The organism is Alistipes sp. (genome assembly GCF_048465635.1).
GTDB lineage: Bacteria > Bacteroidota > Bacteroidia > Bacteroidales > Rikenellaceae > Alistipes.
In genome coordinates this window covers 18,195-39,526 of sequence record NZ_DBFWLF010000004.1, presented here as the reverse complement: position 1 = coordinate 39,526, position 21,332 = coordinate 18,195, and the positions used below count along the sequence as shown (strand labels likewise).

Sequence of the window (21,332 nt, the reverse complement as noted above, 5' to 3'; positions counted from 1 at the left end):
CTCCATACTCTTATGAATAAGGTCGTCACCCTCAATCAGTTCATCATCGAGCGGCAGCACGAGATTCCCGAAGCTACCGGAGGTTTCTCGCGCTTGCTCCACCACCTGGGCATCGCCGCCAAAAAGGTCAACCGCGAAGTGAACAAGGCCGGGCTGGTCGATATTCTCGGCCGCACGGGAGCCGAGAACGTGCAGGGCGAGGAACAGCAGAAACTGGACCTCTACGCCAACGAAACGTTCCTCGACGAGCTGCGCGCCAGCGGCGAGTGCTGCGGAGTGGCCTCCGAGGAGAACGAGGACGTTGTGATCTTCGAGGAGGGGTTACAGCGCAACGGCCGCTACATCGTCTGCATGGACCCGCTCGACGGCTCGTCGAACATTGACGTCAATGTCTCGGTCGGAACCATCTTCGCCGTCTACAAGCGGCTCTCCCCGCTGGGCGGCCCTGCCGAAAAGCGCGACTTCCTGCAACCCGGTTCGGCGCTCGCAGCCGCCGGGTACGTGATCTACGGCTCCTCGACCATGCTGGTCTACTCTTCGGGGCGCGGCGTGGACGGATTCACGCTCGACCCCTCGATCGGGGAGTTCTGCCTTTCGCACCCCGCCGTCCGCTTCCCCGCCGACGGCAGGATCTATTCGATCAACGAAGGCAATTACGAGAAGTTCCCGCCCGGGGTGAAACGCTACATCAAATTCTGCCAGGAGAGCGATCCCCGCAGCGGCCGCCCCTACACCTCGCGCTACATCGGATCGCTCGTGGCCGACATCCACCGCAACATGCTCAAGGGCGGCATCTACATCTATCCCGAAACCGAGAGCCATCCGCACGGGAAGCTGCGGCTGCAGTACGAGTGTAACCCGATGGCCTATCTGGTCGAGCAGGCGGGCGGACAGGCCACGAACGGTCTGGGGCGCATCCTCGACATCACCCCGCAGGATATTCACCAGCGTACGCCGTTCTATGCCGGATCGGAGCGTATGATGGACAAGACGACGGAGTTCCTCCGCCTTTTCGGCACGCGCTGAGACCGGAAAAGCGTTCTGCCGCTCGCCGGGGTGGTTTGGGCAAAAAAATCCCTTTCGAATTTGCATTTCTTGCGAAAGGGATCTATATTTGCATATCTACTAAAAAATTAGTATACAAATGAGAAACGCCCTCATATTCGCCGTCCTGCTCCTCGGCCTGGCGGCAAGCGGTGCGCTGGCCCTGCGCGGAACCTCGCGCATCGCCACCGTCGAAGGCTCTTTCGACGATCATATACGCAGGATTGACTACCACCACGCCTATCTGCTCGATGACGAGGGGCGGGTGCTCGATTCGTGTCTGATTCTGAACAACCGTTTCACGCTTGCCGGCAGGATCGAAGCGCACGAAGCCCGCTGCCGCATCACCTTTTCGGGGTTGGACCCCACCGCCGAGCTGCTGCTTCATCCGCAGCAGACCGTGCGCTTCCACATTACGGCGCAGGACCCCTTTGCAGCGCAGTATGCGCAGGCGGTCGAGGAAGCGATCGCCCGCCTCGACTCGGCCGGATATATCCGGCCCGATACGTTGCCGGAGGATGCGGAAGCGAAAGTGATTACATCATCCGGCCGAATGTACTACCCGACCCCTCCCTCGGGAGGGGCGAAGAACATCAGGTACGAAGTTATGCCTTTCGTATTCGGTCTTCGGCTCCTCGAAGCCGCACAGGTTATCCGCTTTTCGACCTTCAGGTCGGCGGGCCGCAGCCTCCGGGCGCGGAGGCCCAAAAAGGATAGTCGCCCCGGATGGTCAGGGATTCTACCAACGTAAATACGCTATTGATCGCCGAAACTCGCGGCGGCACGCCGCGTTTATAAATCTGACCCCACCCCCGACCCCTCCCTCGGGAGGGGCGAAGAACCTCAGGTACGAAATTAGGCCTTTCGTATTCGGTCTTCGGCTCCTCGGAGCCGCACAAGTTGTCCGCTTTTCGACCATCAGGTCGGCGGGCCGCAGCCTCGCCCCGCGAAGGCCCAAAAAGGATAGTCGCCCCGGATGGTCAGGGATTCTACCAACGTAAATACGCTTTTGATCGCCGAAACTCGCGGCGGCACGCCGCGTTTATAAGTCTGACCCCACCCCCGACCCCTCCCTCGGGAGGGGCGAAGAACATCAGGTACGAAGTTAAGCCTTTCGTGTTGGGTCTGTCCGTTTTTCGACCATCAGGTCGGCGGGCCGCAGCCTCCGGCAGCGGAGGCCCGCATACCGCGTCCCTCCGCAGGCTGCGCCCCGAATTGCAGTCCTGTCCTTCCAGACCCCTCCATCGCGTCCCAACGCAGGCTATGTTCCCATCTGAGGGAAAGAATTTTGGATAAGTGGTGGTCCGCTAAGACTTACATCATCCTCCCGAAAGTCCTGCGGCCGAAAAGGTAGCGCAGGACCACCGAGCCGCGGTAGATGCCGGCCGCCTCCGCCTTGCGGGCGCAGCGGATCGCGCGGCGTTTGCGGCCGAGCGCACCGTGCCAGCGGAAGAAGTCGTGCCAGGCGCGGAACACGGCGCAGAAATTATCGACCCGCCCCTGCACCAGATAGGACAGAGCCGCCAGCAGGTCCAGCCCCGGGCGCACGACGGCCACCACGGCCCGCTGCACGGGCGGCGCGCATTTGTAGAGCATCGCCAGGTTGTTGCGGTGGTTGAAAAAGACCTTGCGCGGCGAATCGGTCGTAAGCGTGCCGCCCCCCAGGTGGTAGACCTTACTCTCGGGCACGACGCGCACCCGGTAACCCGACAGCTGCATGCGCCAGCAGAGGTCGATCTCCTCCATATGGGCGAACAGGTCGGCATCGAAGCCGCCCAGCGCCCGGAACACGTCGGCCCGGCAGCAGAACGCCGCGCCGCTCACCCAGAAGACGTCGCGCGCGTCGTCGTACTGACCGCAGTCGGTCTCGACCCGTTGCAGGATGCGCCCGCGGCAGAAGGGATAGCCCAGAAAGTCGATGAAGCCGCCCGACGCCCCCGCGTATTCGAACTTCGACCGATCGCTCCACGCGATGAGTTTCGGGGAGACGACCGCCACGTCGGGGTGAGCGTCCAGGCATTCGAGGATCGGCCCGAGCCACCCGGCGGGCGTTTCGACATCGGAATTGAGCAGGATGAAATAATCGGCTTCGACCTGCTCCAGAGCGCGGTTGTAACCGCCGGCGAAGCCGTAGTTGGCATCGAACCGCAGCACGCGGACCGTCGGAAATTCGCGGGCGATCACCTCCACCGAGTCGTCCGTCGAGCCGTTGTCGGCCACGATGACCTCGACCCCGGCGGGAGCCGCCGCCACGACGCTGGGTAGAAAACGGCGCAGATGGTGCGCGCCGTTCCAGTTGAGAATGACGATTTTAGCCGTTGACATGGGGGCGTTTGCGTTTCCAGCGACGGTGCGACCACATCCAAAGTTCGGGCCGTTCGCGGATCATCGCCTCCAGTTTGCGGACGTAACGCTCGGTGATGACGTTGGGTGCGACCTCCTCCTCGCCGTCGTAGATCGGCTCGAAGCACATCCGGTAGCGGCCCCGCTGCAGGCGCTCCATCTTGACGAAATAGACGGGCAGGTGGCAGCGCAGGGCCAGCTTCTCGCCCCCGTCGAAGAAGATCGTATCCTGATTGAGGAAGCGGAACCAATGGCTGTCGGGCCTGAGCGGCGGATTCTGGTCGGCGATCAACCCCATGACCAGATTCTTGCCGTCGACGCCCTTTTCGCGGTTGCGGAGGTAGAAGCGCAGGCTATCGCGCATGGCGACGGTCATCGAGTTGTCGAAGTTGCGCAGCCGCCGGTAGAAGCGCTCCATGACCACGCTGCGCAGCGGGTGGTAGACGGCCACGAGCATCTGCGAACGTTCGTACAGCCCCCAGTAGGAGCAGTACTCCCAGCAGCCGAAGTGGGCCGTCATGGCGATCCAGTCGCGGCCGTGGACCGCGGCGGTGTGCGCTTCGAGGTCCTTGACCCCGATCACCGTGCGGGCTTTTTCGGGGCTCATGTGCGCCATGTTCACCGTGTCGACGAACAGTTCGGCCAGCGTGCGGTAGAAGCGGCGGCGGATGACGCGCCGTTCGTGCTCGCTCTTTTCGGGGAACGAATTGCGCAGGTTCGCCGTGACGACCTTCATGCGGTAGCGCAGACAGTAGAAGAGCAGGAAAAACAGGACGTTCTCGACGATGTAGTATTTGAACCAGTAGGGCATGACGGCGAACAGACGCGCCGTCGCCCAAAGCATCTCCAGCCCTATCCGCTGCATCGTGGTCAGTTCCGCGGGTTTCATCCTCTATCGGGTTAGCGTTCGACGAAGAGTTTGACGTTATCGACCTTGGTGCGGACCCTGAGCCAGCGTTCGAGCGTCGTGCGGTCGATCGGCCGCAGCGAATCCTGCGGCGTGACCACGCAGACGAGCGTCGTGTCGCGCGGCGTTCCGCCCACGTCGAAGGTGATGCCTTTCATCAGCGAAATGGCGGCGATGTTGTCCATCATGGTCCCGACCTCGCGGGAAATGTCGTTGACCTCGACGTTGGTCACCCGGTAACGTTTGAGCTGCGAGGACATCTCCTCGATGCGGCGGTTTTTCTCCGATAACAGGTCGGTGTAGCTCTGCTGCAGCGAAGCCACGTCGATCTTGTCCTCCGTGTTGGCCTGCCGGACGATCAGCTCGGTCTTCTCCAGTCCGAAATTGCGCATCTGGGTCCGGGCGTTCTCGATGACCTCCTGCCCGAGCGGTTCGCCGATAAGCAGCAGTTCGATCTGCGAGGGGTTCTTTCCGCGGGCATAGTGCTTGTTGCACTCGATCACGCGGGTATGCGGAAAAGCGAAGACCTGCGTCACGTATTTGTCCGCCACGGCTTCGAACAACGAGACGCGGACCATGTGGAAGCCGATGACCACGCTCGGGATGAAGGTCACCAGCGTGATAACCATCATCAGGCGCTTGACGTTGCGTTCGCGCGTCTTGTCGATGAACGCCTTCTTCTCGTACTTCAGAAAGCGCACCATCGCGTAGGTGGCCAGCGCGATGAAGACCGAGTTGATGAAAAAGAGGTAGAATGCCCCGAGGAAGAAGCGCATCTGCCCGGTGGCCAGTCCGAACCCGGCCGTGCAGAGGGGCGGGATCAGGGCCGTGGCGATGGCCACGCCCGGAATGACGGTCGACGTACGGTCGGTGCGCGTCTGGGCCACGATGCCCGCCAGACCGCCGAACAGGGCGATCAGCACATCGTAGGTCGTCGGCACGGTGCGCGCCAGCAGCTCGCTGCTGTTCGACGAAAGGGGCGACACGAGGAAGTAGAGCGTCGAGGTGATGATCGCCACGATGAACATCAGCGCCAGGTTGCGCAGCGACTTTTTCAGCAGTTCGAAGTCGTTGATGCCCAGCGACAGTCCCACGCCCATGATCGGACCCATGATCGGTGAGACGAGCATCGCGCCGATAATTACGGCGGCCGAGTTGACGTTCAGCCCCAGCGAGGCGATCATCGTGGCGAAGATCAGCACCCAGAGGTTCACGCCCCGGAATTCGACCCCTTTCGAGATGGCCGCCACGACCTCGTCGCGCTGCGCCTTGTCGTCATCGAGGCTGAAACGGCCCCTGAGAAAGGCGCGCAGATCGTCCAGCCACGCCCCGAACGACCGTCCGAGGCCCTGTGTATTCGTATCCTTGTTTTCCATATTATTCTTCGGTTTCTTCCCGGTCGGCGCGTCCGGCTTTGGGTTTTCCGGCCACGACGATCACGAACTCGCCCCGCGGGGCGTTCTGACGAAAATATTCCAACACCTCCGCGATGCTTCCGCGCACGGTCTGCTCGAACTTCTTGGTCAGCTCGCGCGACACCGACACGGCCCGCTCCGCTCCGAACACCTCGGCCAACTGCTCCAGACACCTGACCACCCGGTAGGGCGATTCGTAGAAGACCATCGTGCGCGGCTCGTCGGCGAGCGCCTGCAACTGCTTGAGGCGTCCCTTCTTCTGCGGCAGAAACCCCTCGAAGCAGAAGCGGTCGCAGGGGAAGCCGCTCTGCACCAGCGCCGGCACGAAAGCCGTGGCGCCAGGCAGCGTCTCCACCTCGATGCCCGCTTCGACGCAGGTGCGCACCAGCAGAAAGCCCGGATCGGAGATGCCGGGGGTTCCGGCGTCCGACACCAGCGCCGCATCACGTCCCGCGGCGATCGCCTCGGCGACCATCCCGACCGTGGCGTGCTCGTTGAACTTGTGGTGCGAGTGGAGCTTGTTCTCGATACCCAGGTGGCGGAGCAGGAACGAGGTCGTCCGCGTGTCCTCGGCCAGGATGAAGTCCACTTCGCGCAGCACCTTCACCGCGCGCAGCGTAATGTCGTCCAGATTGCCGATGGGCGTGGGTACGATATAGAGTTTGGGCATCGTCAGGAGAATTTGCGTTCGAGCAGTTCCGCCATTAGCTTCGCCCCGTCGGAGTTGGGGTTCCAGGCGTAGTGCTCGGCGATATGAATCATGCAGTCGTCCAACTCTTCGAAACCGTTGAGCGTCCGGATGGCGGTCTCGTAGGCCGCCGCATCGCCGTTGAACAGGTCGCGGATCATAAGGAACTTGTCGTTGATGCCGATGGCCCGCTCCAGATCCGTCACCGGTTCGCGCCGTTTGAGTTCGGTCGCCACATCGCGCGGGGCTTCGAGCGTGTCGGCCAGCGTTTGCACGTCTTGGTTGATCACCTCGCCCAGCACGCTGCCCGTCGGGAGGGCGGTCTGCTCCGGCCCGGGTTTTTCGGCGGCGAGCGTATCGACTGTTTCCGGCGTTTCGGGGACGGGTTCGGGTTCGGGGATAGCCTGGGGCGCTGTTTTGGGGGTTGCTTCAACCGCGGGAGCAGGGACCTCCTTGGGGGCGGCAGGCTCGCCCGAGAACTCCCTGACAGGGGGCTGCGGGGCCTCTTCCCTGCGGCCGGGCCGCTCACTGCCCGCGGGCTTCGGGGCGGGTTCTTCCACGTCGTAAAGCGACATGATCACGCGCTGTTTGCGGCGGTGGCGCAAGGTCTCCTCCTCTTCGAAACCGAAGAGCGAGCCGACTACCGGTTGGGGAGCGGGTGCGGGTTCCGATTTGGGTTCCGGCGGGGATACGGGTTCTGGTTCCGGCTCGGACATGGATTCGTGTCCGTGCTCGGGTTGGGGTTTGGGTTCCGGTTCCGACGTAGGTTCGGATACGGCCTCCGATGCGAGTTCAGGTTCAGGTGTGGCTTCCGGTTCCGATACGGGTTCGGATACAACCTCCGAATCCGGGACCGGCAGCGGCGCCACGATCGGTTCCGGGGCCGGAGATTCGGTCGCCGCCGACAGATCGGCAGCCGCCTCTTCGATCATCGGCTTTTCGGCCGCCGTCTCCGCAACTGCCGGTTTATCCGGCGCCGAGCTGTACGAATCCGCCTCCCGGTCGGGAACCGGAACGATGGGCGGCAGCAGGACATCCAGCCCCAGATCGACGGGAACCGCTTTCGGAGCGGGGTCCGCGGCGGTCTCTTCCGGCGCGGCATCACTCCCCCCGGCGAAGCGCACCGCATCGTACAGGGCGCGCAGCTTATCGAGCGCCAGATCGCGTTCCACGGCCGGAAGCTCCTCCGTGGCGCTCCATCCGTCGGTCAGCGCCGTAAGCCGGCGCAACTCCTCCCGTATCTGTTTCAAGTCCATCTCCACGCGAAATTTACCGACAAATATAGCAATAATTTTCCATACCGAGCAATCGAGGCGGAATAGCGGCGGAAAATGGAAAAGAAATTCCTATCTTTGGCTTCGCCTTAGATACCTGCCTCGGCAATGCGCAAATAAATTTGGCATTGCACGCGGCTTTTTCGTATCTCTGGTTCTGCCGAAGATACTCCGTCCCGGCAAAAAATGCAAACGAGTTTGCTTTTTTGCCCTCGACTTTTCGTATCTTTGCCTGCCCGGAACGGGGTTTCCCGGCCGGACGGTACGCAGGCACAACCGCCAACCGAAAGGTCCGGCGGGCAGCGCATACCAAAAAACGCAAGTAAAACGACAACCGATAACAGAACATGGCATTACAATGCGGCATCGTGGGCCTTCCCAATGTGGGCAAGTCGACGCTTTTCAACTGTCTTTCCAACGCTAAGGCGCAGGCCGCCAACTTTCCTTTCTGCACCATCGAGCCCAACGTGGGCGTGATCACGGTTCCCGACGAGCGGCTGATCCGGCTCGCCGAGATCGACAACCCCAAACGCGTGGTTCCCACCACCATAGAGATCGTCGACATCGCGGGGCTGGTCAAAGGGGCCTCGAAGGGCGAGGGGCTGGGCAACAAGTTCCTGGCCAACATCCGCAACACGCACGCCATCATCCACGTGCTGCGCTGTTTCGAGGACGGAAACATCACCCATGTCGACGGCACGATCGACCCCGTGCGCGACAAGGGGGTCATCGACACCGAATTGCAGCTCAAAGACCTGGAAACCATCGAAAACCGGTTGGCCAAAACCCAGAAGCAGGCCACCTCGGGCGGCGACAAGCAGGCCAAGCGCGCCGTGGAGCTGCTCATGCAGTATAAGGCCGTGCTGGAACAGGGTCTGAGCGCCCGCACGGTCGAGCTGGACAAAGAGGACCGCAAGCTGGTGGCCGACCTCAACCTGCTGACCGACAAGCCCGTGCTCTACGTCTGCAACGTCGACGAGAAGAGCGCCGCCACGGGCAACGCCTATACCGAAGCGGTCAAGGCGGCCATCGCGGGCGAAAAGGCCGAAATGCTGATCGTCGCGGCGGCCACCGAGGCCGACATCGCCGAGCTGGAGAGCTACGAGGAGCGGCAGCTCTTCCTCGAAGACCTCGGGCTGGAGGAGTCGGGCGTGGCGCGGCTCATAAAATCGGCCTACAAATTGCTCAACCTCGAAACGTTCTTCACCACCGGGGCCGACGAGACCCGCGCCTGGACCTACGTGCGCGGCATGAAGGCGCCCCAGACGGCCGGAATCATCCACACCGACTTCGAAAAGGGGTTCATCCGCGCCGAAGTCATCAAGTACGAGGATTACACGACCCTCGGCTCGGAGAAGGCGTGCCGCGATGCGGGCAAGATCGGCATCGAGGGCAAGGAGTACGTCGTGCAGGACGGCGACATCATGCACTTCCTGTTCAACGTCTGATCGGAACGCAACCGTAAAAACATACGACCATGAAAAGCAAGTATCTGATTCTGGGCATCGCAGCCATCGTCTGCGCCGTCGTGCTGGGCCGCGCCTACACCTACAAATACCGCGTGCAGGACACCGTAGTGGTGACGGGTCTGGGCGAAACGGAGTTTGTCTCCGACCTGATCGTCTGGAACGCCGCGCTGACGGCTGAAGCGCCGACCATCGAGGCCGGTTACGCGCAAATCGAACAGAGCAAGGCCAAGGTGAGCCGCTACCTCACCGATAAGGGGCTGCCCGCCGAGGCGGTGGTCTTCGGCTTCGTGAATGTCAACAAGCAGTTCCAGCCCGTCTACAATGCCAACGGCAACTGGGCCGGGCAGCGCTTCACGGGGTACGAACTGCGGCAGAACGTGACCGTCGAGTCGCACGACGTGGAGAAGGTCGAGACCATCTCGCGCGAGATTTCGTCGCTCATCGCGCAGGGCGTCTCGATCGAGGCGTACGCACCCGACTACTACTACACCAAGCTCGACGACGTGAAGATGGGGCTAATCGAGCGGGCTTCGGCCGATGCGCGCATGCGTGCCGAGAAGATCGCCGACAACGCCGGCACGAAGATCGGCAAGGTCGCTTCGGCGCGCATGGGCGTCTTCCAGATCACCGGAGCCAACTCCAACGAGGAGTTCTCGGCCGGCGGCTCGTTCAACACCACCAGCCGCACGAAAAAGGCCCGCATCACCATGCGGATCGAGTATCGGGTGAAATAGATGCTGCGCGGCAGGATGCAAAATTAACGGGCAGCAGCCTGCGGAGGGACGCCAATGCGGGCCTCCGCGCCCACAAGGCTGCGGCCCGCCGGCTTAGCAGCCGAAAACAGACAAACCGAATTGCGGCCCGCAGCTTCAAGAGCCGCAAAACCGAGTAAGTGAGTTCTATACCTGAGGTTCTTCGCCCCTCCCGAGGGAGGGGTCGGGGGTGGGGTCAGACTTATAAACGCGGCCAAAGGCCGCGAGGCTCCAACGGTCGAAATAGATTTACGGTATTGCGACCGAATGACATCCTGTTCGGCAACCCTCATTGGGCCTTCGCGACCAGATGCTGCGGCCATCGGTTCTTCGAACCGAGAGAGAATAACCGGAAATCCGGGTAAGACTAATTAAGGGCAGCAGCCTGCGGAGGAACGCACAATGCGGGCCTCCGCGCCCGGAGGCTGCGGCCCGCGCGGCTCAAAAGAGCCGCAGAACCAGACAGGACCCAAGTGCGATTCATACGACAAACTACATCATAACTTATGGAAAGACCCGTCCGGGTGCGCTTCGCACCCAGCCCGACCGGCCCGCTGCACATCGGCGGCGTGCGCACGGCGCTTTACAACTACCTCTTCGCCCGCAAACACGGCGGGCAGATGATTCTGCGCATCGAGGACACCGACTCGCAGCGGTTCGTGCCCGGTGCGGAGGAGTATATCCTGCAGTCGCTCCGCTGGTGCGGCATCGAGATCGACGAGGGTGTCGGCGTGGGAGGTCCCCACGCCCCCTACCGCCAGAGCGAGCGGCGCGACCTCTACCTCCGCTACGCCCTGCAGCTGGTCGACGCCGGCTGGGCCTACTACGCATTCGATACCGCCGATGAGCTGGACGCGCTGCGCCGCGAGGCCGAGGCGCGCGGAGAGACTTTCGCCTACAATTACGCCGTGCGCGGGAAGCTGGCCACCTCGCTGGCTCTCCCGGCCGACGAGGTGCAGGCCCGCATCGACCGCGGCGATCAGTGGGTGATCCGCTTCCGGATGCCCGAGAACGAGGTGGTCGGGATGGACGACCTGATCCGCGGCCACGTCGAGGTCAACACCTCGACGCTCGACGACAAGGTGCTCTATAAATCGGCCGACGCGCTGCCCACCTACCACCTGGCCAACATCGTCGACGACCATCTGATGGAGATTTCGCACGTCATCCGCGGCGAGGAGTGGCTGCCGTCGCTGCCGCTCCACTACCTGCTCTACAAGGCTTTCGGCTGGACCGACACGCAGCCCCGCTTCGCCCACCTGCCGCTGCTGCTCAAGCCCACGGGCGGCGGCAAGCTGTCGAAGCGCGACGGCGACAAGATGGGATTCCCGGTCTTCCCGCTCTTCTGGAAATCGCCCGCGACGGGCGAGACGGCCCGCGGCTACCGCGAGGACGGCTACCTGCCCGAGGCGTTCATCAACATGCTCGCGCTGCTGGGCTGGAACCCCGGCACGGAGCAGGAGTTGTTCACGATGCAGGAGTTGATCGACAGTTTCTCGCTGGAGCGCGTCTCCAAGTCGGGCGCGCGTTTCCAGCCCGAAAAAGCCAAGTGGTTCAATGCGCAGTACCTCCACTGTCTGAGCGACGACGAGCTTGCGGCGCTCTACCAGCCCACCCTGCGCGAACACGGCATCGAAGTTTCCGATGCGCTGGCCGGCCGCGCGGCGGGAATCATGAAGGAGCGCGCCACGCTCCTGACCGATCTATGGGACCTTACGTCATTCTTCTTCGCGGCTCCGGCGGAGTACGAGGAGAAGCAGACGAAAAAGTACTGGAAAGGCGACAACCCGCAGATTCTGCGCGAACTGCGCGAGGTGCTGGCGGCCATCGACGACTTCTCGAAAGAGAACACCGAACGCATCGTCCACGCATGGATCGAGGAGCAGGGCTACGGCATGGGGCAGGTGATGAATACGCTGCGCCTGGCCCTGGTGGGCGCGGGCAAAGGCCCCGGCATGTACGACGTGACGGAGTTCCTCGGCCGCGAGGAGTGTCTGCGCCGCATCGACCGGCTTTTCGCAACCCTCGAACCTGCCGCGTGATGATCGACCTCGAACAACAGCTCTGGGGCATGACCCCCGAGGGGGAGGCCATCGTCCGCTACACGCTGCGCAACGCGCAGGGGGCCGAAGTCGCGCTTTCGAACTACGGCGCGGCGATCCTCTCGGTGATCGTCCCCGACCGCAAGGGGCATATGACCGACGTGGCGCTGGGGTACAAGCATCCGGAGGGTTACTTCCGCGACCCGGCCGCCTGCGGCAAGTCGGTGGGCCGCTGCGCCAACCGGATCGCATTCGGCCGCATGAAGATCGAGGGCCAGGAGTATGCGCTGGAGATCAACAACGGACAGAACCACCTGCACGGCGGCACGAACAACTTCGCCAACCGTGTCTGGGAGAGCCGCGCGGAGGGCAGCCGCGTGGTGATGGCCCTCACGTCGGAGGACGGCGACCAAGGCTATCCGGGCGAGTTGTACGCCGAGGCCGTATTCGATTTCGACGAGGAGAACGCACTGGAAATCACCTACCTGGCCAGGACCGACCGGACGACCGTCGTGAACCTCACAAACCACGTCTACTTCAACCTCTCGGGCGAGGGAAGCGGCTCGGTGCTCGACCACGAGCTGCGGTTGAACGCCTCGCGCGTACCGGAGATGAACGCGCAGCAGATCCCCACGGGCCGCCTGCTCGACGCGGCGGGTACGCCGCAGGATTTCCGCACGTTCCGCGCCTTCCGCCCCGGTATCGACGCCGCATTCAACCACATCGCCGACTTCGGCGGTTACGACCATCCGTTCGCCGTCGACGGCTGGCAGCCCAACATTCTGGGTGAGGTGGGCTGTCTGCGCGACCCCGCATCGGGCCGGCAGGTCGAGGTGCTCTCGTCGCAGCCGTCGGTGATGATCTACACGGGCAACTGGCTCGCAGGCGGCTGTCCCGAAACCAAATCGGGCGGCCGTTACGCGGCCCATGCGGGGGTTGCGATCGAGTGCCAGCACTTCCCCGACGCCGTGAACCGGCCCGAATTTCCTTCGCCGCTGCTGCGGCTGGGCGAACTGTACTGCCAAAAGACGGTCTTCCGGTTCGGGACCTATTGATCCGGACAGGGCGCAAAAAACAGGCGCTGCCATCCCGGCAGCGCCTGTTCCACTTAACTTTGGCAGACGTATCTTTTTCGGATTAATTTTCGCTCTCTACCACGTCGACCTCCGTGACCGTCCAGCCGAACAGATCGTTGGCGCACTGGGTCTCCATCTGACGAATCTGCGACATGTCGGTCGTATCGGCCAGAATGGCGTTGAAGAACTGCGTCATCGAGTTGAAAGTGGAGTTCACTTTGCCGGCGAAGCAGTTGTAGAAGGAGTGGCGCTGGTCGTGGTCCAGCCCCGCGGGCAGCACGCCCTGTGCCACGAGGTAGTTGTAGGGATAGATGTGTCGCATGTTGCGCGCGTCGGCGTTCAGTTCGTCGACGATGGTCGTCACGACCACCATGTCCACCGTGTCTTCTACGCCTGGCATGGAGATGAACGTCGTATAAACGGGATAGGACTCTTCGAGCGTGCCGGTTACGTTGTCCGTGAAGACTACGAACTCGGCGTCGTTCAGATCGTCCAGATAAACCATCTTGCGGTAGTCGCGCAGCGATTCGCGCATCTGCTTGCGCTGCTCGTGTGTCCACTCGCGGGATTTGGAGCAGCCCATGAAGCCGGCCGCGAACAGGGTCAGCAGGAGGGAACTGAGGAGAATTTTTTTCATTTTACCTGAGATTTTGGTTTTACTTCCTGCGGGGACGCAATCAATGTGCCAAATTTTCGCTACATTTGGCAAAACGCTGCATATGGACATACTCTCCTTCCGCGATTACTGCCTCTCGCTGCCGATGAGCGAGGAGTCGACCCCGTTCGACGAGACGACGCTCGTCATGAAGGTCGGAGGCCGCATGTACGCCTACGCCGACATGGCCGACTTCCGGCGCATCGCCCTCAAGTGCGACCCCGACGAGGCGATCGCCCTGCGGGAACGATACCCCGAAATCACCCCGGCGTGGCACTCGAGCAAACGGCACTGGAACGACATCCGCACGGACGGCGACCTGCCCGACGGCTTTATCCGCGAACAAATCCGCAACTCCTACCTGTTGGTCCTGCGGCAGAACGTCACTCCGCGCGCGCTGCGCGATGAGATCACGGCCTACGTCGAACAGCACGGATTGCCCCAATAGCAAAAGGCCCATCCGCGGATGGGCCTTTCGAATCAGGCGGCTGCTTTTGCCTGCCGCCGCCAGCGCAGGTAACCCGCCGCGGCCAGCGCCGAATAGAGCGCATAAAGCCCCGCCGTGAGCGGAATATCCTTGTAGAGGTAAAGCCCCACGGTAATCAGATCCACGACGAGCCACACGAGCCATTGTTCGACGTACTTGCGCGAGAGCATCCAGTAGGCCACGATGCAGAGCGCCGTGGTCAGGCTGTCCCAGAACGGGACGGTGCTGTTGGTGAAACGCACGAGCAGGAAATACAGCCCCGCATGCGCCGCCAGATAGACCGCCGCAAGCGCCGGAACGCGCCGCAGCGGGGTATAGGAGATCCGGAGCGCTTCCGGGGTTCCGACGGTATCGACGGTCCCGGTGGTTCCGGCCGTACAAGCAGTCCCGGCGGTGTCGGTGTTCCCGATGGTCCCGGCCGTTTCAGCAGTCCCGGCGGTGTCGGTGATGCCGGTAGTTTGAACGCTTGCAGCGGTCTTTCTGCGCCGGGCGTTGTGCCACACGGCCCAGCCGTAGAGGCCCGCCAGCACGTAGTAGACCTGCATCGAAGCGTCGGCATAAAGCCCCGACTGGAAGTAGAGCGTCCCGTGCACCAGCGGCATGACAAGTCCCACCACCCACAGCCGGATGTCGGCACGGTACTCCAGCCAGAGGTAGAGCAGTCCGAGCGCCACTCCGACGATCTGCAAAATCAGTTTCAAATCCATCTTTCCATCCGTTTATCGTGCGTTTCCGCCAATTGTCCGCAGCCGTCCGATGCCCCGGGCCGCAGGCCGGGACCCCGCTCCGGCCGGCTGCGGACTGCCGGAACCCCAATATGTCAGAACTTGACCGTCACGTTCGCAAGCACGTGCAGCGGAGCCTGGGCGAAGTAGTAGGCCATATCGACGCGCTGCGGGGTGTCGAAGCTCCACGAATCAATGTAGGAATAGCCGTAACCATTGCTGCAATACTCCTGGTTGAAGAGGTTGAACACCGTCAGGCCGAACCGCACCGTCCGCGTCGTTTTCGCCCGCAGCGTGTAGGCCAGGTTGAGGTTCGTCACGCAGTAGCGGCCCAGCGAAAGGACTTCGTTTTCGTTGTTGCTGAAATACTGCTTGCCCACGGCCTGCGTATGGAACACGGCCTCGAAACCGCCCCCGTGGAAGTCGAGCATGAGCGATCCCATCGCCGAGGGCGAATAGGCGATGGTCCTCTCGCCCAAATTCTGTCCGTAGGTGGGGCTGTCGGCCAGCAGGTCGACATAATCCTCGATGCGGTTCTGCGAGAAGGTGGCGTTGGCGCTCGCCGTGAACCAGCGGGCCGCCTTCCACGACGCCGACAACTCCACGCCGCGGCGGTAGCTGTCGGGCACGTTGACGTTCAGCATGTCGGAGCCGCCGTCGTTGACCATGCCCGTGGGAACAAGCTGGTCGCGGTACTTCATGTAGTAGAGGTTCACGCCCGCCGAAAACGCAGGTGCTTCGTACCGATAGCCGATCTCGTAGTCGCAAAGCCGCTCCGAGGCGGGATAGGTGTCGTCGGATGCGAAGCGGTAGCGGTCGGTGAAGTCGCTGCGCGTCGGCTCCTTCTGCGCCACGGCGAACGAGGCGAAGAGGTTGTGACGACCCGCGGTATAGCTCAGTCCCACGCGCGGATTGAAAAAGTGGTAAACCTCGTCGACGTCGATCGGCTGCATCTGCTTGGTGTCATCCACATAATTGTCGTTCACGCCCCACGCCTGGTAGTGCACGTAGCGGTACTGGAGGTCGGCGTAGAGATTCAGCCCCTCGGTTACCTGCCAGTTACCCTTCACGAAGAGGTTCGCATCCTGCTTGTCGACGTCGTTGTCGTACCAGCGTCCCCCGAGCAGCGCATCGTCCACCCCCTCGACCCAGTCGAGCGTGCCCCAGTGCGGGCAGGTGTAGTAGCTGTACGACCCGCCGAAGGCCAGGTCGAGCCGCCCGGAGGTGTAGAGCGCCGAAGCGTTCAGACCGCCCAGGTGGTTGCGCATGAGCTTCTCGCGGATCAGATCGCGCCTGATCTTGTTGCCGGCATCGTCGTAGGCGATGTCGCCCGAGAAACCATATTCGTACAACTTGGCATTGTCCTTATACTGCTTGTAAAAACCGTAACCGTAGGTGTAGAACCCCGTGGCGCTCAGCGTCCACTTTTCGTTGAACCGGTGGTTGAGAATCAGTTGATTGTTGATCTGCAAATAGTTGTCGGTCTGGTCGTCGTAGTAGGCGACCTGCTTCCACGCAGGCGGATCGCCGTGCCAGACGCGCTGCGACCAGCCGTCGGTGACGGTGAACATCCCCTCGGGGTTGAAGCGGCGGCCGTTCAGCCGCATCTCCTCGCGCGTCGCCCCCGTGTAGCTGAGCGCCGTTTTGGCCTTGCCGCCGAACGAAAGGAATCGGAGCATCGTATTGCCGTTGTAGTACGCCCCCTGGAAGAGGTAGGACTTCAGGTCCGTCCCGCCGCGGTCGACGTAGCCGTCCGAACCGATGTGCGTCAGGCGCGCATCCACGGCCCAATGACCGCCCAACAGCCCCGAGGAGAGCTGCACGGCCTGCTTGTTGGTGTTGTAGGAGCCGTAGGACAGGGAGGCCGAGCCGCCGAAGCCCGTCGAGAGCGGCGCGGTGGTCATGCTCACCGCCCCGCCGAACGCACCCGTGCCGTTGGTCGAGACGCCCGCGCCGCGCTGCACCTGCATGTCGCCCACGGCCGAGATCAGGTCGGGCGTGTCGTACCAGTACATCGAGTGGGAGTCGGGGTTGTTCATCGGAACGCCGTTGATCGTCACATTGAGCCGCGTCGCGTCCGTGCCGCGCAGCCGCACCGACGTGCCGCCGATGCCGATGCCGGTCTCGTTGGTGGCGATCATCGAGGGGGTGAGCGCCAGCACCGTCGGAATGTCGGTCGCGTAGCTGCCGCGGACGATCTCGTCGGGCGTAATGTCCGTGAAAGCGACCGGCGTGGTGCGCGTGGCGCGCGTGGCGGTCACCTCGACCTCCTGCATGCGGTACATGCGCACCGAGTCGTCCTGTGCAGGAAGCCCCTGCGCGGAAGCGGCCGCGCTAAGGACGACGGCCGCTGTGGGTAGTAGAAACCTTTTCATAAACCTTTAATTTGAAGTTAAAGAACTGAAAAGGGGTATGTGATATTGATTATCGTGTCCCGGTCTCGGCATTACCCGTGTCCGGTTCAATGGGTATAATCTCAGCCCGCGCAACGGCGAGCACCCCTTACTGGAATGACGGTCGCAAAGATAGAACATCCGGAGCAGATCGGCAAATTTATCGGTCTTTTTCTTCCGGCCGCCTTCCCGGAGCGGGTATTACGAAAGGTGAAAATCGTTTTTCGATACCGAACCCGATTTTTTTCACTAATTTTGCGGCTTCGTTGAAAATTATCCGCAAACAGATGAAAGTTTTAGCCTTCCGTCCCAAACTCTTCGATACGCTGAAAAACTACTCGCGCGCCGATCTGGTGCGCGACGTGATGGCCGGCGTGATCGTCGGCATCGTGGCCCTGCCGCTGGCCATCGCTTTCGGCATCGCCTCGGGCGTCTCGCCCGAAAAGGGCATCGTCACGGCGGTGATCGCCGGGTTCGTCGTCTCGCTGTTGGGCGGCAGCCGCGTGCAAATCGGCGGTCCCACCGGCGCATTCATCGTCATCGTCTACGGCATCATCCAGCAATACGGCGAAAAGGGGCTGCTCGTGGCCACGCTCATGGCGGGCGTGCTGCTGGTGTTGATGGGCCTCTGCCGGCTGGGGACGGTCATCAAGTTCATCCCCTACCCCATCATCGTGGGCTTCACGAGCGGCATCGCCGTGACGATCTTCACCACGCAGATCGCCGACCTGTTCGGTCTCGACTTCGCGGGCGAGGCGGTCCCGGGCGGCTTCGTGGAGAAGTGGGCGCTCTACTTCCGCCACTTCGGCTCGGTGAACGGCTGGGACGTGGCCGTAAGCGGTCTGAGCATCCTGCTGATCGTCCTTACGCCCCGCTTTCTGCGCCGTATTCCCGGCTCGCTGGCGGCCATCGTGGCGATGACCGTCGGGGTGTGGCTGCTGCGCACCTATGCGGGTGTGGAGGGGATCGACACGATCGGCGACCGCTTCACCATCCGGGCCGAGCTGCCCGCGGCGGCGCTTCCGCAGATCGACTGGGAGGCCATCCGCAGCCTCTTCCCGGCGGCCGTGACCATCGCCATCCTCGGGGCCATCGAATCGCTGCTCTCGGCCACGGTGGCCGACGGCGTAATCTCCGACCGCCACGACTCCAACACGGAGCTGGTCGCGCAGGGGGCCGCCAACCTGCTGACGCCCCTGTTCGGCGGCATTCCGGCCACGGGCGCCATCGCCCGCACGATGACCAACATCAACAACGGCGGCCGCACGCCCGTCGCAGGGCTGGTTCACGCCGTGGTGCTGCTGCTGATCCTGCTGTTGTTGATGCCCCTGGCGCAGTACATCCCGATGGCCTGTTTGGCTGGCGTGCTGGCCGTCGTGGCCTACAACATGAGCGGCTGGCGGACCTTCCGCTCGCTGCTGCGCAATCCGCGCTCCGACGTGGCGGTGCTGCTGGTGACATTTCTGCTGACGGTCTTCTTCGACCTGACTGTGGCCATCGAGGTAGGCCTGCTGATCGCCTGCGTGCTCTTCATGAAGCGCGTGATGGAGACCACCGAAATCTCGGTCATCCGCGACGAGATCGACCCCTCGGCGGGGCTGGACGTCGCACTGCATGAAGAGCCGCTTGCCGTACCCGCGGGCGTGGAGGTCTACGAAATCAACGGTCCCTACTTTTTCGGCATCGCCACCCGTTTCGAGGAGCTGATGGCGCAGCTGGGCGACCGGCCCCGCGTGCGGATCATCCGCATGCGCAAGGTCCCCTTCATCGACTCCACGGGCATTCACAACCTCACCACACTCTGCGAAATGTCGCACCGCGAACGGATCGACGTGGTGCTCTCGGGCGTGAACGATGCCGTCCGCGCGACGCTCGAACGCTCGGGGCTTTACCGCATGCTAGGCCCGGAGAACATCTGTCCCGACATTCAGGCGGCGCTCGGGCGGGCCGCCACGCTGACCGCAGCGAAAAAGCAATAAACAAAAGCCCGGCACAATCGAGTGCCGGGCTTTTCGTTCATCAACCTTCGTACAGCGACCGGGCGATTCCCAACTCCAGTCCCCGCAGTTCGGCCAGTCCCCGCAGACGCCCCAGACACGAATAGCCCGGATTGGTCCGCTTCTTCAGGTCGTCGAGCATCTGGTGGCCGTGGTCCGGACGCATCGGAATCGACACGCCGCGCCGCTGCTGAATCTCCAGCAGGCTGCGCATCACGGCGTACATATCCACGTCGCCCTCCAGGTGGTCGGCCTCGTAGAAATTCCCCTCCGCATCGCGCTGCGTGGAACGCAGGTGCACGAACTGCACCCGATCCCCGAGCCGGAGCATCATCCTCGGCAGGTCGTTCTCCGCCCGCACGCCGAACGAACCCGTGCATAGGCACAACCCGTTCGAGGGGTTGGGAACGGCGGCCACGAGCGCCTCGAAGTCGGCTTCGGTCGAGAGGATACGCGGCAGCCCGAGGATCGGAAAGGGCGGATCGTCGGGATGGATGGCCAGCACGACGCCCGCCTCGTCGGCCACGGGCGCGACTTCTTTCAGAAAGGCGATCAGGTTCGCCCGCAGCTGTTCGGCGGAAACGTCCTTGTAGCGATCCAGCTCGCGGCGGAACTGCTCCAGTGTGAAACTCTCCTCCGAGCCGGGCAGCCCCGCGATCACGTTGCGCGTGATGAGCTCACGTTCGGCCGCATCCATCCGCTCGTAGCGGGCGCGCGCTGCGGCCCGCTCGGCCTGAGAGTACTCCCGCTCTGCACCCGTACGGCGGAGGATATAAAGGTCGAAAGCCATGAATGCCGCCCGCTCGAAGCGCAGCGCCCGCGAACCGTCCTCCATCGGGTAGGCCAGATCGGTCCGCGTCCAGTCGAGCACGGGCATGAAGTTGTAGGTGACGACCCGGATGCCGCAGGCGGCCAGGTTGCGGATCGACTCCTTGTAATTTTCGACAAAACGGCGGTAGTCGCCCGTGCGAGTCTTGATCCGTTCGTGCACGGGCAGGCTCTCGACCACCGACCACGTAAGGCCCGCGTCGGCGATCATCCGCTGCCGCGCCCGAATCTCGCCGACGGGCCACACCTCCCCGTTGGGGATGTGATGCAGGGCCGTCACTACGCCCGTCGCGCCCGCCTGACGAATATCCTGTAAGCTGACGGGGTCGTCGGGTCCGTACCACCGCCAGGTCTGTTCGCAAAGATACATGGCTGAAAATTTAGATGGAAAATGCGTCGAAACCGCCGTCCACCACGGCCAGCGTGCCGGTCACGAACGACGATGCGTCGCTGATGAGATAATGCACCGTCCCCAGCAGCTCCTCGGGCCGCCCGAAGCGGCCGAAAGGGGTATGGGCCAAGATCGTCCGCGCCCGTTCGGTGTAGGAGCCGTCCGGGGCGGTCAGGAGGGTGCGGTTCTGCTCGGTGAGGAAGAATCCGGGAGCGACGGCGTTCACGCGGAAGCCCTCGCCGTATTTGCGGGCCAGCTCTCCGGCCAGATACTTCGTAAAGTTGGCCACGGCGGCCTTGGCGGCTCCGTAACCCGCCACGCGGGTCAGCGGCCGCAGCGCCGATTCGGAGCAGAAGTTGAGCACCACGCCCCGGCCCCGCTCGACCATCGCCCGGGCGAAGACCGTCGTGGGCAGCACCGTCCCGAAGAGATTCAGGTCCACCACCCGGCGGAATGCCTCCATATCCACGTCGAAGAGCGTCTGATCCGGGGCGATCGTCGCGCCCGGAAGATTGCCTCCGGCGGCGTTCAACAGCACGTCGACCGAACCGTAGGCGTTGAGCACGGCGGTGCAGTTGGCCTCGAGCAGCTGCCGGCTGCGCACGTCCGTCGTCAGAAAGAGCGCTTCGCCGCCCTGCTCGCGGATCGTGCCCACCAGCTCGCGCCCGGCCTGCTCGTTGCGGCCCAGCACCACCACGCGCGCACCCTGCCCGGCCAGATAGGCGCAGATCGGGCGGCCCAGCACGCCGGTTCCGCCCGTCACGACGACGACCCGGTTGCGGATATCGAATAGATCGTTCATAGCTTACAACATTTCTTCGGTGACCGTACAAAATACGGTCCGGG

Annotated in this window: 18 protein-coding genes and 1 riboswitch; of the genes, 8 read left to right on the top strand and 10 right to left on the bottom strand. The window is 62.9% G+C overall.

From position 1 onward, the window contains the following. The first annotated feature begins 12 nt into the window (after nt 1–12). Both fbp and ACMO9O_RS00220 read left to right on the top strand, forming a co-directional pair. A complete protein-coding gene (gene fbp, locus ACMO9O_RS00225; protein WP_418981602.1) occupies nt 13–1,026 on the top strand; it encodes a class 1 fructose-bisphosphatase in 1,014 nt (337 codons plus the stop codon). A 118-nt stretch (nt 1,027–1,144) separates the two neighbouring features. Next, nucleotides 1,145–1,795, top strand: a complete 651-nt coding sequence (locus ACMO9O_RS00220; protein WP_418981600.1) for a hypothetical protein — start codon at nt 1,145–1,147, stop codon at nt 1,793–1,795. A gap of 563 nt (nt 1,796–2,358) precedes the next feature. Here the strand turns inward: ACMO9O_RS00220 and ACMO9O_RS00215 are convergent. The 5 genes from ACMO9O_RS00215 to ACMO9O_RS00195 are packed head-to-tail and all read right to left on the bottom strand — an operon-like array spanning nt 2,359 to nt 7,653. Continuing rightward, nucleotides 2,359–3,369 (bottom strand): glycosyltransferase family 2 protein, encoded by a 1,011-nt coding sequence (locus ACMO9O_RS00215; protein WP_418981598.1) that lies wholly within the window; start codon nt 3,367–3,369, stop codon nt 2,359–2,361. Continuing rightward, entirely contained in the window at nt 3,356–4,276 is a 921-nt protein-coding gene (locus ACMO9O_RS00210; protein ID WP_418981596.1) for a lysophospholipid acyltransferase family protein, read from the bottom strand. Before ACMO9O_RS00210 ends, ACMO9O_RS00215 begins: the two co-directional genes overlap by 14 nt. An 11-nt stretch (nt 4,277–4,287) precedes the next feature. Next, nucleotides 4,288–5,670 carry a TIGR00341 family protein gene (locus ACMO9O_RS00205; protein ID WP_418981594.1) on the bottom strand — a complete coding sequence of 461 codons (1,383 nt, stop codon included), beginning with the start codon at nt 5,668–5,670 and terminating at the stop codon, nt 4,288–4,290. 1 nt (nt 5,671) lies between these two features. Further along, nucleotides 5,672–6,379 (bottom strand): 16S rRNA (cytidine(1402)-2'-O)-methyltransferase, encoded by a 708-nt coding sequence (gene rsmI / locus ACMO9O_RS00200; RefSeq protein ID WP_418981592.1) that lies wholly within the window; start codon nt 6,377–6,379, stop codon nt 5,672–5,674. Between the two features lie 2 nt (nt 6,380–6,381). Then, a complete protein-coding gene (locus tag ACMO9O_RS00195) occupies nt 6,382–7,653 on the bottom strand; it encodes a hypothetical protein (protein WP_418981591.1) in 1,272 nt (423 codons plus the stop codon). A 365-nt stretch (nt 7,654–8,018) separates the two neighbouring features. On the opposite strand from ACMO9O_RS00195, the gene ychF reads away from it, so the two are divergent. From ychF to ACMO9O_RS00175, 4 genes are all read left to right on the top strand, one after another. After that, on the top strand, nt 8,019–9,119 hold the full coding sequence (gene ychF, locus ACMO9O_RS00190; protein WP_418981589.1) for a redox-regulated ATPase YchF: 1,101 nt from the start codon (nt 8,019–8,021) through the stop codon (nt 9,117–9,119). A gap of 29 nt (nt 9,120–9,148) precedes the next feature. Next, entirely contained in the window at nt 9,149–9,874 is a 726-nt protein-coding gene (locus ACMO9O_RS00185; RefSeq protein WP_418981588.1) for an SIMPL domain-containing protein, read from the top strand. Between the two features lie 524 nt (nt 9,875–10,398). Further along, nucleotides 10,399–11,934 (top strand): glutamate--tRNA ligase, encoded by a 1,536-nt coding sequence (gene gltX, locus ACMO9O_RS00180; RefSeq protein WP_418981586.1) that lies wholly within the window; start codon nt 10,399–10,401, stop codon nt 11,932–11,934. Next, nucleotides 11,934–12,989, top strand: a complete 1,056-nt coding sequence (locus tag ACMO9O_RS00175; protein WP_418981585.1) for an aldose epimerase family protein — start codon at nt 11,934–11,936, stop codon at nt 12,987–12,989. The genes gltX and ACMO9O_RS00175 overlap by 1 nt, the downstream gene beginning before the upstream one ends. An 82-nt stretch (nt 12,990–13,071) precedes the next feature. Here ACMO9O_RS00175 and ACMO9O_RS00170 read toward each other — a convergent pair whose 3' ends face one another. Then, complete coding sequence (locus ACMO9O_RS00170; protein WP_418981584.1) at nt 13,072–13,647, bottom strand: hypothetical protein; 576 nt, start codon at nt 13,645–13,647, stop codon at nt 13,072–13,074. 82 nt (nt 13,648–13,729) lie between these two features. Between ACMO9O_RS00170 and ACMO9O_RS00165 the strand changes: the two genes are divergently transcribed. Beyond that, the gene (locus ACMO9O_RS00165; protein WP_418981583.1) at nt 13,730–14,113 is read left to right on the top strand and encodes an MmcQ/YjbR family DNA-binding protein; all 384 of its coding nucleotides are present in this window, start codon (nt 13,730–13,732) and stop codon (nt 14,111–14,113) included. Nucleotides 14,114–14,145: 32 nt separating this feature from the next. Here the strand turns inward: ACMO9O_RS00165 and pnuC are convergent, their stop codons facing one another. Then, the gene (gene pnuC, locus ACMO9O_RS00160; protein WP_418981582.1) at nt 14,146–14,859 is read right to left on the bottom strand and encodes a nicotinamide riboside transporter PnuC; all 714 of its coding nucleotides are present in this window, start codon (nt 14,857–14,859) and stop codon (nt 14,146–14,148) included. Nucleotides 14,860–14,972: 113 nt separating this feature from the next. Further along, on the bottom strand, nt 14,973–17,252 hold the full coding sequence (locus ACMO9O_RS00155; RefSeq protein WP_418981581.1) for a TonB-dependent receptor: 2,280 nt from the start codon (nt 17,250–17,252) through the stop codon (nt 14,973–14,975). A 40-nt stretch (nt 17,253–17,292) separates the two neighbouring features. After that, a riboswitch (TPP riboswitch) is annotated at nt 17,293–17,390 on the bottom strand. A gap of 167 nt (nt 17,391–17,557) precedes the next feature. Here ACMO9O_RS00155 and ACMO9O_RS00150 point away from each other — a divergent pair. Further along, nucleotides 17,558–19,249 (top strand): SulP family inorganic anion transporter, encoded by a 1,692-nt coding sequence (locus ACMO9O_RS00150; protein ID WP_418981580.1) that lies wholly within the window; start codon nt 17,558–17,560, stop codon nt 19,247–19,249. A gap of 40 nt (nt 19,250–19,289) precedes the next feature. Here ACMO9O_RS00150 and uxuA read toward each other — a convergent pair whose 3' ends face one another. Next, nucleotides 19,290–20,465, bottom strand: a complete 1,176-nt coding sequence (gene uxuA, locus ACMO9O_RS00145) for a mannonate dehydratase (RefSeq protein WP_418981579.1) — start codon at nt 20,463–20,465, stop codon at nt 19,290–19,292. Between the two features lie 10 nt (nt 20,466–20,475). Next, nucleotides 20,476–21,288, bottom strand: coding sequence for an SDR family oxidoreductase (locus ACMO9O_RS00140; RefSeq protein WP_418981578.1), 813 nt, complete (start codon nt 21,286–21,288; stop codon nt 20,476–20,478). Between the last annotated feature and the right edge of the window lie 44 nt (nt 21,289–21,332).

What these genes read in the sequence shown, in the direction of transcription:
- fbp (WP_418981602.1), top strand. Translation starts at nt 13, where the DNA reads ATGAATAAGGTCGTCACCCTCAATCAGTTCATCATCGAGCGGCAGCAC.
- ACMO9O_RS00220 (WP_418981600.1), top strand. Translation starts at nt 1,145, where the DNA reads ATGAGAAACGCCCTCATATTCGCCGTCCTGCTCCTCGGCCTGGCGGCA.
- ACMO9O_RS00215 (WP_418981598.1), bottom strand. Translation starts at nt 3,369, where the DNA reads ATGTCAACGGCTAAAATCGTCATTCTCAACTGGAACGGCGCGCACCAT.
- ACMO9O_RS00210 (WP_418981596.1), bottom strand. Translation starts at nt 4,276, where the DNA reads ATGAAACCCGCGGAACTGACCACGATGCAGCGGATAGGGCTGGAGATG.
- ACMO9O_RS00205 (WP_418981594.1), bottom strand. Translation starts at nt 5,670, where the DNA reads ATGGAAAACAAGGATACGAATACACAGGGCCTCGGACGGTCGTTCGGG.
- rsmI (WP_418981592.1), bottom strand. Translation starts at nt 6,379, where the DNA reads ATGCCCAAACTCTATATCGTACCCACGCCCATCGGCAATCTGGACGAC.
- ACMO9O_RS00195 (WP_418981591.1), bottom strand. Translation starts at nt 7,653, where the DNA reads ATGGACTTGAAACAGATACGGGAGGAGTTGCGCCGGCTTACGGCGCTG.
- ychF (WP_418981589.1), top strand. Translation starts at nt 8,019, where the DNA reads ATGGCATTACAATGCGGCATCGTGGGCCTTCCCAATGTGGGCAAGTCG.
- ACMO9O_RS00185 (WP_418981588.1), top strand. Translation starts at nt 9,149, where the DNA reads ATGAAAAGCAAGTATCTGATTCTGGGCATCGCAGCCATCGTCTGCGCC.
- gltX (WP_418981586.1), top strand. Translation starts at nt 10,399, where the DNA reads ATGGAAAGACCCGTCCGGGTGCGCTTCGCACCCAGCCCGACCGGCCCG.
- ACMO9O_RS00175 (WP_418981585.1), top strand. Translation starts at nt 11,934, where the DNA reads ATGATCGACCTCGAACAACAGCTCTGGGGCATGACCCCCGAGGGGGAG.
- ACMO9O_RS00170 (WP_418981584.1), bottom strand. Translation starts at nt 13,647, where the DNA reads ATGAAAAAAATTCTCCTCAGTTCCCTCCTGCTGACCCTGTTCGCGGCC.
- ACMO9O_RS00165 (WP_418981583.1), top strand. Translation starts at nt 13,730, where the DNA reads ATGGACATACTCTCCTTCCGCGATTACTGCCTCTCGCTGCCGATGAGC.
- pnuC (WP_418981582.1), bottom strand. Translation starts at nt 14,859, where the DNA reads ATGGATTTGAAACTGATTTTGCAGATCGTCGGAGTGGCGCTCGGACTG.
- ACMO9O_RS00155 (WP_418981581.1), bottom strand. Translation starts at nt 17,252, where the DNA reads ATGAAAAGGTTTCTACTACCCACAGCGGCCGTCGTCCTTAGCGCGGCC.
- ACMO9O_RS00150 (WP_418981580.1), top strand. Translation starts at nt 17,558, where the DNA reads ATGAAAGTTTTAGCCTTCCGTCCCAAACTCTTCGATACGCTGAAAAAC.
- uxuA (WP_418981579.1), bottom strand. Translation starts at nt 20,465, where the DNA reads ATGTATCTTTGCGAACAGACCTGGCGGTGGTACGGACCCGACGACCCC.
- ACMO9O_RS00140 (WP_418981578.1), bottom strand. Translation starts at nt 21,288, where the DNA reads ATGAACGATCTATTCGATATCCGCAACCGGGTCGTCGTCGTGACGGGC.